The sequence below is a fragment of the Allobosea sp. P1_B10 genome (assembly GCF_056406735.1).
On sequence record NZ_JBFTZP010000003.1, the window covers coordinates 473,775 to 486,768 of the forward strand.

Sequence of the window (12,994 nt, forward strand, 5' to 3'; positions counted from 1 at the left end):
GGATCACATCGTGCACTTCTGGTCGCTCATATAGTCGTGCACCTTGACCGCTCCCGAGATGATGTCGGCGCGGGCCTTGTCGGCGGCAGCCTTCATCTCCGGCGTGATCAGGTTCTTGTTGGCATCGTCGAGTGCCCAGCCGACGCCGTCCTCCTTGAGCCCCAGCACCGAGACGCCGGGCTTCCAGGTGCCGTCCTGAGCCGCCTTGAACGAGGCGTAGGTCGCGACATCGACGCGCTTGAGCATCGATGTCAGCACCTTGCCGGGCTGGAGCGCGTTCTGGTTGGAATCCACGCCGATGCCGAGCTTGCCGGCGTCGGCGGTAGCGCGCAGCACGCCGATGCCGGTGCCGCCGGCTGCGTGGTAGATCACGTCGGCGCCGCGATCGATCTGCGACTTCGCGAGTTCGCCGCCCTTGACGGGGTCGTTCCAGGCGGCGGGCGTCGAGCCCGTCATGTTCAGGAAGATCTCGGCGTCCTTCTTGGCGGCCTTGACGCCCTGGACATAGCCGCAGGCGAATTTGCGGATCAGCGGGATGTCCATGCCGCCGACGAAGCCGACCTTGCCGGTGGTCGAGGCCATGCCGGCAAGAAGCCCGACGAGGTAGGAGCCTTCATGCTCCTTGAACACGATCGACTGCACATTGGGCAGTTCGACCACCATGTCGATGATGGTGAACTTCAGGTCCGGGAACTCCGCCGCGACCTTCTGCAGCGCGGTTGCCTGCGAAAAGCCCACCGCGACGATCGGCGAATTGCCGTCCCGGGCGAAGCGGCGCAGCGCCTGCTCGATCTGGGCATCGTTGGTCGGCTCGAAATCGCGGAACTCGAGCGCGGTCTCGGTCTTGAACTTTTCGGCACCGATGAAGGCCGCCTCGTTGAAGGACTTGTCGAACTTTCCACCCTTGTCATAGACGACGGCGGGCTTGATCGGGGTCTGGGCCAGGGCTGCGATGGCCGAGAAGGCGACGCCGGCCAGAGCCAGCGCGAGAGATGTCGGGCGCATGGTGCTCGTTCCCTGTACTTGCTGCGGAGCGGTCGGTCCGTCCCCGTATCGTGGCACGATGACATGGCTTTGCGGCGCGGCCAAGCGCAGGCGGCCCGAGCCCGCCGGCCGCGATTGCGTGGCGGATGCGATAGGCTTACCCCTAGCGTCATGAGCCTGAACGACGACGAGATCGACCGGTATGCCCGCCATCTGGTCCTGCCGGAGATCGGCGGCCCCGGCCAGAACCGCCTGAAGAACGCGCGCGTGCTCGTGGTCGGCGCGGGTGGGCTGGGCGCGCCGCTGATCCAGTACCTCGCCGCTGCCGGCGTCGGGCACATCGGCATCGTCGATGACGATGTGGTGTCTCGTTCCAACCTGCAGCGCCAAACGATCTTCGGTACGCCCGATATCGGAGCCCGCAAGGCGGTGGCGGCAGCCGCTTTCGTCAAGCGCCTCAACCCCCACGTGGTCATCGACGAGCACGTCACGCGCATCGACCCGCATAATGCCCGCGCGCTCATCGCGTTCTATGATGTCGTTGCCGACGGTACCGACAATTTCGCGACGCGCTATGCGGTTTCCGACGCCTGTTTCCGCGAGCGCAAACCACTGGTGACAGCAGCGCTGGGGCGCTTCGACGGCTCGCTGACGACGATCCGCGCCCATGAGAGCGCAGCCAACGGCTGCCCCAACCCGACCTATCGCTGTCTGTTTCCCGACGAACCGCCAGCGGGCACGGTCGCGCCCTGCGCCGAGGCGGGTGTGCTCGGCGCGCTCGCAGGCGTGATGGGTTCGCTGATGGCGCTGGAGGTCGTTCGGGCGATCACCGGTTTCGGCGAGCCTCTGGTCGGGAAGCTCCTGCTGGTCGATGCCATGACGATGCGCTTCGAGACGATGCGCTACGCCTGGGACCCCGCAAACCCACTCAGCGGGAGCGCGGCACAGTAAAGCATTTGCTGGCCGCCGCAGACCCGCTGCCATTGCGTCGGATTGTCGTACTTTCGTCGGGAGATGGGCCTGTTTCTGTGGCCAGTTGACCATGGGATATTGCGTTGCGTGAGGCGGCGGCGCAGAAAAAACCCGCTGCAGATCGCCGACGTGATCTGGCATTTGAGAACCACCCCATGGCCCTGATCCGTCCCCTCACCGCGGCGCTCGCCGCGCTGCTCTTCGTCGCGCCTGCTTTCGCCAAGAATTTCGCTGTTCCCGACAAGAACCCGGCGATCACGATCACGGTCCCTGACAACTGGAAGACCCAGGAGATCGAGTTCGGCTATTCGGCCCGCCCGGCCGACGAGGCAATCTTCTTTTCCGTGGAATTCGCCAGCGCGCGCAACATCGACAAGATGATGGCGACCAACGATGCCTGGATGAAGGAGAACAACATCAAGCCGGTCGAACCGATCAAGGCCGATGTGCCTTTGAATGGCATCCCCGCGACGGTATTCCAGTTCCGCACGACAGACGATAACGGCCCGACCAAGGTCGACTTCATCCTGCTTCCGGCCGGCAATGAGCGGATGATCATGATCACCGTCTGGGGCAACGACGAAGAGCGCGAGACCCATGCCAAGGCGCTCGACGCGATCTTTGCGAGCATCAAGTCGATCAACTGAGAGCGGATGCCTGCGTCTAAGAGCGCCAGGTCATCCTGGGCGACAGAAGGTCGTCCCGGGATCCATCATAAGGCACTACATTGCCCGATGATGGATCCCGTACCGCGCGTCTTCGCCGCTTGCCCAGGATGACGCGTGGGGTGAGTTGCCTACCAAGAACTACCGCTTGCTTTCGATCACATCCCAGAGCTGAGCGGCGAGATCGGGCCCGCCGAGCTTCTTGATCGCGCGCACGCCGGTCGGCGCGGTGACGTTGATCTCGGTGAGATTGCCGCCGATCACGTCGATGCCGACGAGCAGCAGTCCGCGCTCGCGCAGGGCCGGGCCGATCGCCTCGCAGATTTCGAGTTCGCGCTTCGAGAGATCCGTCGGCCGCGCCGCACCGCCGCGCACCATGTTGGCGCGCAGATCGCCCTCCGCCGGCACGCGGTTGACCGCGCCGGCAGCCTTCCCGTCGATCAGGATGATGCGCTTGTCGCCGGCCGAGACCTCTTTCATGTAACGCTGGACGACCCAGGGTTCGCGGAAGATGCCGGCGAAGAGGTCGTAGAGCGAGCCGAAGTTCGGGTCGTCCTTGCCGGTCTTGAACACCGTGGCGCCGCCATGGCCGTAGAGCGGCTTCATCACGATCTCGCCGAACTCGTCGCGAAAAGCCTCGATCTCGGCGCGGTCACGGGTGATCAGCGTCTGCGGCATCAATTCGGGGAAATGCGTCACCAGGATCTTCTCGGGCGCATTGCGCACCTCGGTCGGATTGTTGACGACCAGCGTCTTGGGATGGATGCGCTCGAGCAGGTGGGTCGTCGTGACATAGGCCATGTCGAAGGGCGGATCCTGCCGCAGCAGCACGACATCGAGCGTCGAGAGATCGACGCGCTCCTCGGCGCCGGCCGTGAAATGGTCGCCCTCGACATCGCGCACCGTGACGGGACGGATGCGCGCTGTGACCTTGCCGTCGCGCAGGCTGAGCCGGTCGGGGGTGTAGGTGTAGAGCGTGTGCCCGCGCGCCTGAGCCTCCAGCATCAGCGAGAAGCCGGTATCGCCCGCTATCCGGACTTTCTCGATCGGGTCCATCTGGATGGCGACGGTGAGGGTCATGAGGGCGCTCCGGCGGCGTTCGTCAGTGAAATGCAGACCTGTTGCGCGCCGTTATGGTCCCGCGCGCACCGCATCGGCAAGTGGGCTGCGATGCGTCAGAGCACAAGGTCGAACACGCCGGGAACATGACGCGGCCAGCGCCAGCGCGCGATGAACAGCGCATCGGCCCGAAGATGGCAGTGCATCGCCCAGGCATTCCTGGATAGCCATTGCCTGATGCGGGCCTCGACCAGCCTGCGCTTGTCGGGCGTGATCGCGGTCATGGCGTCCTCGAGCGCATGGCGCGCCTTGACCTCGACGAAGGCGATGGTGCGGCCGCGCTTGACGATCAGGTCGATCTCGCCGCCCTTGCCGCCGAAGCGCCGCGCCAGCGGCCGATAGCCCTTCGCGGCCAGCCACAACAACGCCAGATGCTCGGAGCGTCGGCCCGTCGAGCCCGCCCGTCTCGCCCGTGCGCTGCGGCCGGCCTCGCTCAAGGCTCCCGCGTCAGCTCGAGGGCACGCGCATAAATTTTCCGCCGTGGCTGGCCGGTTTCGGCCGAGACCTGGGCGACGGCCTCCTTCAGCGAGACCAGCGCCAAGGCGGCGCGCAGGCGCTCGTCGATGACGTCCCCTGCAGGCGTCAGCTCGTCGGCGCCGGGCGGCCCGATGATGACGACGATCTCGCCCCGCGCCTCCTCGTCGGCCTCGTAGTGAGCCGCGAGTTCGGCCAGCGAACCGCGCCGGACGTTCTCGTAGAATTTGGTCAGTTCGCGCGCCACGGCGGCGGGACGTGCGCCGAGCACGGCGGCGGCATCGCTAAGCATCTCGGCGAGCCGGCGCGGCGATTCGAAGAACACCAGAGTGCCGGGAATCGCCGCAAGCTCGGTGAGCCGCCCTTTCCGTGCCGCGGATTTCGGCGGCAAGAAGCCCTCGAAGAAGAAGCGGTCGGTCGGCAGCCCAGCAAGGACCAGCGCTGCAAGCACGGCGGACGGGCCTGGGATGCCGGTGACGGCGAAGCCTTCCGCCACCACAGCGGCGACCAGCTTGTAGCCGGGGTCGGAGACGAGAGGCGTGCCGGCGTCCGAGATCAGCGCGAGCTTGCTGCCCTCGCGCAGCTTGGCCAGGATTTTCGGCCGCATCTGCTCGGCATTGTGCTCGTGATAGGGGTAGAGAGGCGTCGTGATGCCGTAATGCGCCAGGAGCGTCTTGGAGGTGCGGGTGTCCTCGGCCAGCACGCCGTCGGCGGCGGCCAGCGTCGCCAAGGCACGAAACGAGATGTCGCCGAGATTGCCGATAGGCGTCGCGACGATATGGAGGCCGGGTGCGATCGGCTCGGCTTCGGCCTTGAGCCCGAAGGCGGTGTAGCTGGGTGCGCGCGGGGCGGGAGGCTGGTTCGACATGGCGCGCACGCTGCCACAAGCGCCGGGGTTTCGCCACGGCCGAAGCCGTCGATGCGTCGAGACAGGCGGCTCAACGCAGAGTTAACAACTTGAAAATACCATGCCGGGCTGGCAGGAAAGCCCCACGGTTGGGGGACTGCACAGCCGGACGGCCATCGCCGCCCGGCCTCTGAGTTTTGGGCCTGACTATTGTGGCCACTGATCCGAGAGTTTGGTCCATGACTGGAGATCGCGCCGTGTCTCGTTCCTGGCTCCCGGCCTTTCGATTTCGCATGCCTCTCCTGGCCGGCTTCGCCGCGCTCGGGCTCGCCTCCTGCGGCGGTGGCACCTCTGGCCTGCCTGGTTTCGACACTGCGGGCGGCCCCTCGGCAGCCGGGCAGGCGCAGCCCGCCAGCGGCCAGACCATCGGTAACGGCAAGGTCAGGGTCGGTCTCATCCTGCCGCTGACGGCCGAAGGTCAGGGTGCCACCGTCGGCAACGCCTTGAAGAATGCAGCCGAGATGGCCCTGGCCGAGTTCCCCGGCGCCGACCTGACGCTTCTGGTCAAGGACGACCGCGGCACGCCCGAGGGCGCGCAGGCGGCGACGCAGGAGGCCTTGCGCGAAGGCGCCGAGCTCATCATCGGGCCGCTGTTTGCGCCCTCCGTGCAGGCGGCGGGGCAGGTGGCGCGCAGCGCCGGCAAGCCGGTCATGGCCTTCTCGAGCGACTCCAACGTCGCGACGCGCGGCGTCTACCTGCTGTCCTTCCCGCCCGAGAACGACGTCAACCGCGTCATCGCCTATGCCACCGCGCAGGGCCGCAAATCCTTCGCGGCCCTGATCCCCGACACCGCCTACGGAAAGGTGGTCGAGGCCGCCTTCCAGCAGGCTGTCGCCAGCCGCGGCGCCCGTGTGGCCGTGATCGAGCGCTTCGGTGCCGACCAGACCGCGATGCGCGCCGCCGTGACCCGGCTTGCGCCGTCGCTCTCGCAGGCCGATGCGCTGTTCGTGCCGGCCGCCGCTGACACGATGCCGGCGCTGGGCATGGCTCTGCAGCAGGCCGGCTTCGATCCCGCCAAGATCAAGCCGCTGGGCACCGGGGTCTGGAACGACGCCAGCGTCGCGCGCGTCCCGGCGATCCAGGGTGGCTGGTTCGCCTCGCCCGACACGGCCGGATTCAACGCCTTTGCCGGGCGCTATCAGGCTCGCTTCAACAGCGCGCCGACCCGCACCGCGACGCTCGCCTATGACGCGGTCTCGCTGGCTGCGGCGCTTGCTCGGACGCAGGGCTCGCAGCGCTTCTCGGAGGCCGTGCTGACCAACGCGTCGGGCTTCGCGGGTGCCGATGGCGTCTTCCGCTTCCGCCCTGATGGCCAAAACGAGCGCGGCCTTGCCGTGCTCGAACTGCGCAACGGCCAGATCGTGACGGTCAACGCCGCGCCGCGCGACCTCGGACCCCGGACGCAGTAAGCCAGGCTTCGTGCCCGGGCTCGCCTGCGCATCGCCTGACAACAGTTGTTAGGATCGGCGTTTCGCTGCGCAGGCGCGCGGCGACGGGGCTGTCTTACGCCGCCAGGTCCGCGACCACGGCGTCGAGCACCAGCGCGCCTTCGGGCGTGCAGGCGAGCTTGCCGCCGGCCTTGCGCACCAACATGCCCTCGGTCACGAGGCTTTCCACGCGCTTTGCGTTCAGCGTACGCCCCGACAGGGCCGCAAACGTCGCGGGACTAATTCCCTCGACCAGGCGCAGGCCCATCAGCAGATACTCGTCGCCTTGCGCTTCCGTATTCAGGCGCTCGTTCTCGACCAGCGCATGGCCCTGCCGCTCGACGCTGTCGAGCCAGGCCTCCGGGCGCTTCTCGGTCGAATGGGCCATGCGGCCCTCGGCGGTGACCATCCGGCCATGCGCACCCGGGCCGATGCCCGCATACTCGCCATAGCGCCAGTAGACCAGGTTATGCCGGCACTCGGCGCCGGGCCTGGCATGGTTCGAGATCTCGTAGACGGGCAGGCCGTGCTTGGCGGTGACCTCCTGCGTGATCTCGTAGAGCACCGCGCCGGCCTCGTAGTCCGGGATGGCAAGCTTGCCGGCCTTGAACAGTCGCTCGAAAGCGGTGTCGGGCTCGATCGTCAGTTGGTAGAGCGAGAGATGCTCGGCAGCATGGCTGATCGCGAGTTCGAGTTCGGCGCGCCACAGGGCCGGCGTCTGGCCGACGGCGCGGGCATAGATCAGGTCGAAGGAGTAGCGCTCGAAATATTTGCGCGCGATCGCGACGGCGTCGAGCGCCTCCTGCGTCGAATGCATCCGGCCCAGCGCCTTGAGATCGGCATCGTTGAGCGCCTGCACGCCAAGCGAGACGCGGTTGACGCCCGCCGCGCGAAAATCGCGGAACCGTCCCGCCTCGACGCTGGTCGGGTTCGCCTCGAGCGAGACTTCGCAATTGGGATCGACCGCCCAATGCTCGGCGATCGCGTCGAGGATCGCGCCAACGGTGCGACCCTCCATCAGCGAGGGCGTGCCCCCACCGAAGAAGATCGAGGTCACGGTGCGGCCGGGCGCCAGCGCCGCGCGATGGGCGATTTCGCGGCGGAAAGCCGCGATATAGCGCGCCTGGTCGGGCGGCTGCAGCCGGACATGGGAATTGAAATCGCAATAGGGGCATTTGGCCAGGCAGAAGGGCCAATGCACATAAACCGCGAAGCCGGCATCCGCAGTGGGATGGTCCGGCGCGGCTTGCCGCTCGGAAAGGGCGGCGAGCGCGCTCATGCCGGCTTCCGCAGGCAGGCGAGGGCGAGGTCGTGGAAGGCGCGGGCGCGATGCGACAGGCCCGGCGAGCCATCGGCCGGAATGCCGTGCTTCTCCTCGGATGTCATCTCGCCAAAGGTCTTTTCATGGCCATCGGGCCGGAAGATCGGGTCGTAGCCGAAGCCGCCTGCGCCTCGCGGGGCACCGACGATCTCGCCGAAGACGCGACCTTCGAAGAGTTCCTGATGCCCGTCGGGCCATGCGATCACCAGCGCCGAGACGAAATGCCCGCGCCGCTTCTCCGGGGTGGACGCCCCGCGTCGGGCAAGTTCGGCCTGTACGCGAGCCAGGGCCGGCGCGAAATCCTTGCCCGGTCCCGCCCAGTTGGCGGAAAACAGCCCCGGCGCGCCATCCAGCGCATCGATGCAGATCCCGGAATCGTCGGAGAGTGCCGGCAGGTTGCTGGCCGTCGCCGCCGCGACCGCCTTGATCGCGGCGTTCTCGGAAAACATCATACCGTCCTCGATGGGCTCGGGCAGGCCGAGTTCGCCAGCCGAGACCAGTTCGACACCATAGGGCGCCAGCAATTCGCGCATCTCGCGCAATTTGCCCTGGTTATGGGTCGCGATCACGACTTTTCCGGTGAGGAGGCGATGTTGCGTCGTCATGTCCTGTTCCATGCCTCTCGTCATTGCGAGGCGCGAAGCGACGAAGCAATCCAGTGGGCGCAGAGCCCTATGTGTCTGGATTGCTTCGCTGCGTTCGCAATGACGGCGTCTAATTACGCGACAGCAGCCTTCTGCAACTCGACGAGCTTGCCGACGCCGCCCTTGGCGAGCCGCAGCAGGGCCATCAGTTCCTCCTCGGAGAAGGGCGCGCCCTCGGCCGTGCCCTGGACCTCGACGAGGCCGCCCGTGCCGGTAATGACGAAGTTGGCGTCGGTCTGCGCGCCGGAATCCTCGATATAATCCAGGTCGAGCACAGGATTGCCGGCGACGATGCCGCAGGAAATCGCGGCGACATGGTCCTTGAGCGGGTTGGAGCCTTTCAGCATCCCGCGGCCTTCCATCCATTTCAGTGCATCGTGCAGCGCGACCCATGCGCCGGTGATCGAGGCCGTACGGGTACCGCCATCGGCCTGGAGCACGTCGCAATCGACCACGATCTGGCGCTCGCCTATCGCGGTCAGGTCGACCACGGCGCGCAAGGATCGGCCGACCAGGCGCTGGATTTCCTGCGTGCGGCCCGACGGTTTGCCGGAGGTGACCTCGCGGCGGTTGCGCTCATGGGTGGCGCGAGGCAGCATCGCGTATTCGGCGGTGACCCAGCCCTTGCCGGTGCCGCGCAGCCAGGACGGCCCCTTTTCCTCGACGGTCGCGGCGCAGAGCACGCGCGTTTCGCCGAACGTCACCATGCACGAGCCCTCGGCATAGCGAACCACGCCGCGCTCGAGTGTGACCTTGCGCATCTCGTCGGCTGCGCGTTTGGAGGGTCGCATGGGCTTATCCTGATTGTCCTGAGTTTCGCGGCTTGTAGGCGGTTGGACAGGCGGCGGCAAGGTTTGGCGTGGGGACCGCAACGCCTCCATTCCGTCTCCCGCAGGGGAGAGGGAGGTCCCCAGGGCGCGATCAGGGACGCTCTGGACAGGGGAACTCCCGCGCTCGCTGCCGTTTTCACTTGATCCCGGATCGGGGCGAGACGACAATAACCCGATGTCAAATCGGATTTTTGCCGCGCGATGAGCGCTCATACGCCTCTGGAATCGCCCGGCGGCCTGATCGAGACCGATCAGCGCTCCCGCGAGATCTTTCGCCAGATCATCGATGGTTATCTCACCACCGGCGAGCCTGTCGGATCGCGCAACATTGCCCGCCTGCTGCCGATGACCTTGTCGCCGGCGACGGTGCGCAATGTCATGACCGATCTCGAACTGGCCGGGCTGATCTACGCGCCGCACACCTCGGCCGGGCGCCTGCCGACCGAGCGGGGCCTGCGCTTTTTCGTCGATGCGATGATGGAGGTCGGCAACCTGACCTCCGAGGAGCGTTCGCGCATTGAGGCCCAGATGAAGGCCGCCGCCAGCAACCGCACGCTGGACGGCACGCTGACCGAGGCTTCCGCGCTGCTGTCGGGACTGTCTCGCGGCGCCGGTGTCGTCGTCACCACCAAGGCCAATGCGCGGCTGAAGCATATAGAGTTCGTCAGGCTCGATCCGGCCCGTGCGCTGGTTGTACTGGTGGCAGATGACGGCACCGTCGAGAACCGCCTGCTGGCGCTGCCGCCGGGTCTGCCCGCCTCGGCGCTGACAGAGGCGGCGAACTTCCTCAACGCCCGGATCATGGGCAAGACCCTGAGCGAGGTCCGCCGCGAGATTGCCGAGCATCGCAGCGAGATGGAGCAGGAGCTGGATTCTCTGACGGCCAAGCTCGTCGAGACCGGCATCGCGACTCCGTCGGGCCCTAGCACCGACCGGCATCTGATCGTGCGCGGCCAGGCCAATCTGCTGGAGGATCTGCGCGCGCAGGAGGATCTGGAACGCATCCGCCTGCTCTTCGGCGATCTGGAGACGCAGACGGATGTGATCGACCTGCTCACCCGCGCCGAGGCCGGCGATGGCGTGCGCATCTTCATCGGCTCCGAGAACAAGCTGTTTTCGATGTCGGGCTCCTCGATGGTCGCCGCACCGTTCCGCGACGCCGAGCAGCGCATCGTCGGCGTGGTCGGGATCATCGGTCCGACCCGGCTGAACTATGCCCGCATCGTGCCGATGGTTGACTACACGGCAAAGGTGGTCGGCCGCATGCTCGACGGCGCGCGCTGATGCGCCGGCCGCTTCTGGCCGCCATCCTGATCTGCGGAGGCATGGCGATGGCTGCAATGGCGCAAGGCGGCGCGACGGGATTGCTCGAGGCCGCGTCGGCTGGCCGCACGGCCGAGGTCGCGCGGCTGGTCGCGGCGGGGAGCGATCTGGAGGCGCGCGATTCGCAAGGGCGGACGGCCTTGCTCCTGGCCGTTGCCGGAAACCACGTCGCGATTGCGAGGGCGCTGCTGGAGGCGGGCGCCAGCCCCGATGCGCAGGCCGCCAACCGCGATACGCCATGGCTTCTGGCGGGCGCATCGGGGCGCACCGAGATCGTAGCGGCGATGCTGCCCCGCAAACCCGACCTCTCGATCCGCAACCGCTACGGCGGCAATGCGCTGATCCCGGCCTGCGAGCGCGCGCATGTCGAGACCATCAAGCTCCTGCTGACCAGTGGAATCGACGTCGATCACGTCAATGATCTCGGCTGGACCTGCCTGCTCGAGATCGTGATTCTCGGCGATGGCGGCCCGCGCCACCAGGAGGCCGCGAGGCTTGTGCTTGCCGCCGGCGCCAACCCCAATCTTGCCGACAAGGACGGCGTTTCGCCGCTTCGCCATGCAAGGCAGCGTGGCCAGAACGCCGTTGCGGCGCTGGTCGAGCAGGCTGGCGGGCGCTGACATGGGCGAGGGATTTGGCTTTGTCGGCAGATGGCGCTACCTCTGCGCCCAACGCGACCCGTTCGCAGTGAAGCTTCCTACGCACAGGCCCTGACCGATGACCGACACGCTCCCCGATCGCCTCTCGTCCAACCCCAATAGCCCCTTCTACAACGAGGAACTGCTCTCCCGGGATATCGGCGTGCGCTTCAAGGGCGTCGATAAGACCAATGTCGAGGAATACTGCATCAGCGAGGGTTGGGTGCGCCTGACCGCCGGCAACGCAAAGGACCGCCACGGCAACCCGATGACGGTCAAGCTCAAGGGCGAGGTCGAGCCCTATTTCCGCCAGCCGGCGCCTGAGGCCGAGGCCTGAGCTCTCGGCATTCATCCTGAGGAGCGGCCGAAGGCCGCGTCTCGAGGGATGATCCAGCCGCACGCCGGAGCTTCCTGAAGCATCCTTCGAGACGCGGTTCCGAACGAAACGGCTCCTCAGGATGACGGCTCGACGCAACGGAGCGATCCCTGGATCGCCTCAGCGCAGTTCCTTGTAGAAGAACGTCGTGGCGCAATCGCTGCCGTCGGGCATCAGCGCGAAGCGTGGGATGGTGCCGACCTCGATCCAGCCCAGTTTCCGATAGAAGCTGCGCGCGCCGCTCGCCTGATCGGTATCGAGCACCAGCAGGTCGCGCCCGGACACCCGCGCCGCGTTCTCGGCGGCCTTCATCAGGCGCTCGCCGAGGCCCCGCCGCCGCGCCCGCGAATGCACCAGCACCTTGGCGATCTCCGCCCGGTGCGGCTGGTTGGGCTTGCCGATCAGATGCAATTGAGCCGTGCCCAGGATCGCGTCGCCTTCACGGGCGACGAACAGCAGGACCTGGTCATTGGCGACCGCGTCGGCAACACCGGCCCAGAAGCGCTCGTAATCGGGGGGCGTGTTCCAGTCCATGAAGCCGACGGAGGCCCCGTTGACGACGGCGTCCTCCAGGATCTCGCTGAGAGCGGACATTGCGGCGCGGGCACCCGCCGCATCGAGCCTTTCGATCGCGATCGCATCGGCAGGGCTGGGCGAAACGGTGCTGGTCATGCGGCATGTCCCGGGAAAGTGCCGCTGTGCGCGGCGAGGATGACGGCGTAGCGCACAGGCACGGAGCCGGTGTTGCGATAGGAAATCGTGTCGCGCAGATGCATCTGCAGGCAGTCGCCGGTCGCAAGCTGGCAGCGGTTTTCGCCGAGCGTCAGCTCCAGCACGCCCTCGAGCACCCACACCTGCTGGTCGAGCGGCGGCGCGCCGCGGGCGCTGTCGAGCACGACATGCGCGCCCGCCGGCAGCACCACCTCGACGATCTCGAAGCCAGACCCGGTCCCGCGCGGGGATACGTTGCGGCGCAGATAGCCGCTGGCGGGATCGCGCCAGACCGGCTGTGCGTCCCATCTCGCGAGAGGGCCGTCGGTGGGGCCGTCCTCCAGCAGCGCCGAGAGCGTCAGCCCCAGCCCGGATCCGAGCCTGACCAGCAGGGCCGCGGTGGGGCTTGATTCGGCGCGCTCGATTCGCGAGATCATCGCGCGGCTGACGCCCGTGCGCGCCGCGAGCGCATCGAGCGTCATGTCCTGGCGCAGCCGCGCCGCCCTGAGGCGGGCGCCGAGACGCTGGTCGAGGTCGAGATCGCTGATCGATTCCATGAAGAGAGAAAAAATCTTATATCATGGAATGTCAAGGCGATCACGC

General features: G+C 67.0%; 15 protein-coding genes. 6 read left to right on the forward strand and 9 right to left on the reverse strand.

What is annotated here, in order from left to right:
• Positions 1 to 3: 3 nt before the first annotated feature.
• The gene (locus AC1D2L_RS09610; protein ID WP_476845636.1) at positions 4 to 1,005 is read right to left on the reverse strand and encodes a BMP family lipoprotein; all 1,002 of its coding nucleotides are present in this window, start codon (positions 1,003 to 1,005) and stop codon (positions 4 to 6) included.
• Positions 1,006 to 1,155: 150 nt separating this feature from the next.
• Here AC1D2L_RS09610 and AC1D2L_RS09615 point away from each other — a divergent pair, with 150 nt between their 5' ends.
• Positions 1,156 to 1,935, forward strand: a complete 780-nt coding sequence (locus AC1D2L_RS09615; protein ID WP_476845637.1) for a HesA/MoeB/ThiF family protein — start codon at positions 1,156 to 1,158, stop codon at positions 1,933 to 1,935.
• A gap of 176 nt (positions 1,936 to 2,111) precedes the next feature.
• Positions 2,112 to 2,603, forward strand: coding sequence for a hypothetical protein (locus tag AC1D2L_RS09620; RefSeq protein WP_476845638.1), 492 nt, complete (start codon positions 2,112 to 2,114; stop codon positions 2,601 to 2,603).
• Positions 2,604 to 2,762: 159 nt separating this feature from the next.
• Here the strand turns inward: AC1D2L_RS09620 and gshB are convergent, their stop codons facing one another.
• The 3 genes from gshB to rsmI form a co-directional block, all read right to left on the reverse strand.
• The gene (gshB, locus tag AC1D2L_RS09625) at positions 2,763 to 3,701 is read right to left on the reverse strand and encodes a glutathione synthase (RefSeq protein ID WP_476845639.1); all 939 of its coding nucleotides are present in this window, start codon (positions 3,699 to 3,701) and stop codon (positions 2,763 to 2,765) included.
• 95 nt (positions 3,702 to 3,796) lie between these two features.
• Positions 3,797 to 4,177 (reverse strand): YraN family protein, encoded by a 381-nt coding sequence (locus AC1D2L_RS09630; RefSeq protein WP_476845640.1) that lies wholly within the window; start codon positions 4,175 to 4,177, stop codon positions 3,797 to 3,799.
• Entirely contained in the window at positions 4,174 to 5,082 is a 909-nt protein-coding gene (rsmI, locus tag AC1D2L_RS09635; RefSeq protein WP_476845641.1) for a 16S rRNA (cytidine(1402)-2'-O)-methyltransferase, read from the reverse strand. The genes AC1D2L_RS09630 and rsmI overlap by 4 nt, the downstream gene beginning before the upstream one ends.
• Before the next feature lie 272 nt (positions 5,083 to 5,354).
• Between rsmI and AC1D2L_RS09640 the strand changes: the two genes are divergently transcribed.
• A complete protein-coding gene (locus tag AC1D2L_RS09640; RefSeq protein WP_476845642.1) occupies positions 5,355 to 6,530 on the forward strand; it encodes a penicillin-binding protein activator in 1,176 nt (391 codons plus the stop codon).
• 94 nt (positions 6,531 to 6,624) lie between these two features.
• On the opposite strand, the gene hemW is transcribed toward AC1D2L_RS09640, so the two are convergent.
• The 3 genes from hemW to rph all read right to left on the reverse strand — a co-directional run bounded on the left by hemW (position 6,625) and on the right by rph (position 9,304).
• The gene (gene hemW / locus AC1D2L_RS09645) at positions 6,625 to 7,827 is read right to left on the reverse strand and encodes a radical SAM family heme chaperone HemW (protein WP_476845643.1); all 1,203 of its coding nucleotides are present in this window, start codon (positions 7,825 to 7,827) and stop codon (positions 6,625 to 6,627) included.
• Entirely contained in the window at positions 7,824 to 8,474 is a 651-nt protein-coding gene (rdgB, locus tag AC1D2L_RS09650; RefSeq protein WP_476845644.1) for an RdgB/HAM1 family non-canonical purine NTP pyrophosphatase, read from the reverse strand. Before rdgB ends, hemW begins: the two co-directional genes overlap by 4 nt.
• A gap of 113 nt (positions 8,475 to 8,587) precedes the next feature.
• Positions 8,588 to 9,304: a ribonuclease PH gene (gene rph, locus AC1D2L_RS09655; protein WP_476845645.1), complete on the reverse strand. Its 717-nt coding sequence runs from the start codon at positions 9,302 to 9,304 to the stop codon at positions 8,588 to 8,590.
• Positions 9,305 to 9,544: 240 nt separating this feature from the next.
• Between rph and hrcA the strand changes: the two genes are divergently transcribed.
• The 3 genes from hrcA (at position 9,545) to AC1D2L_RS09670 (ending at position 11,641) form a co-directional block, all read left to right on the forward strand.
• Positions 9,545 to 10,627 carry a heat-inducible transcriptional repressor HrcA gene (gene hrcA / locus AC1D2L_RS09660; protein ID WP_476845646.1) on the forward strand — a complete coding sequence of 361 codons (1,083 nt, stop codon included), beginning with the start codon at positions 9,545 to 9,547 and terminating at the stop codon, positions 10,625 to 10,627.
• The gene (locus AC1D2L_RS09665) at positions 10,627 to 11,286 is read left to right on the forward strand and encodes an ankyrin repeat domain-containing protein (RefSeq protein WP_476845647.1); all 660 of its coding nucleotides are present in this window, start codon (positions 10,627 to 10,629) and stop codon (positions 11,284 to 11,286) included. Before hrcA ends, AC1D2L_RS09665 begins: the two co-directional genes overlap by 1 nt.
• A 97-nt stretch (positions 11,287 to 11,383) precedes the next feature.
• Positions 11,384 to 11,641: a DUF3297 family protein gene (locus tag AC1D2L_RS09670; protein WP_476845648.1), complete on the forward strand. Its 258-nt coding sequence runs from the start codon at positions 11,384 to 11,386 to the stop codon at positions 11,639 to 11,641.
• Between the two features lie 159 nt (positions 11,642 to 11,800).
• On the opposite strand, the gene AC1D2L_RS09675 is transcribed toward AC1D2L_RS09670, so the two are convergent.
• Both AC1D2L_RS09675 and AC1D2L_RS09680 read right to left on the reverse strand, forming a co-directional pair.
• On the reverse strand, positions 11,801 to 12,352 hold the full coding sequence (locus tag AC1D2L_RS09675; RefSeq protein WP_476845649.1) for a GNAT family N-acetyltransferase: 552 nt from the start codon (positions 12,350 to 12,352) through the stop codon (positions 11,801 to 11,803).
• Positions 12,349 to 12,948 carry a helix-turn-helix domain-containing protein gene (locus AC1D2L_RS09680; RefSeq protein WP_476845650.1) on the reverse strand — a complete coding sequence of 200 codons (600 nt, stop codon included), beginning with the start codon at positions 12,946 to 12,948 and terminating at the stop codon, positions 12,349 to 12,351. Before AC1D2L_RS09680 ends, AC1D2L_RS09675 begins: the two co-directional genes overlap by 4 nt.
• Between the last annotated feature and the right edge of the window lie 46 nt (positions 12,949 to 12,994).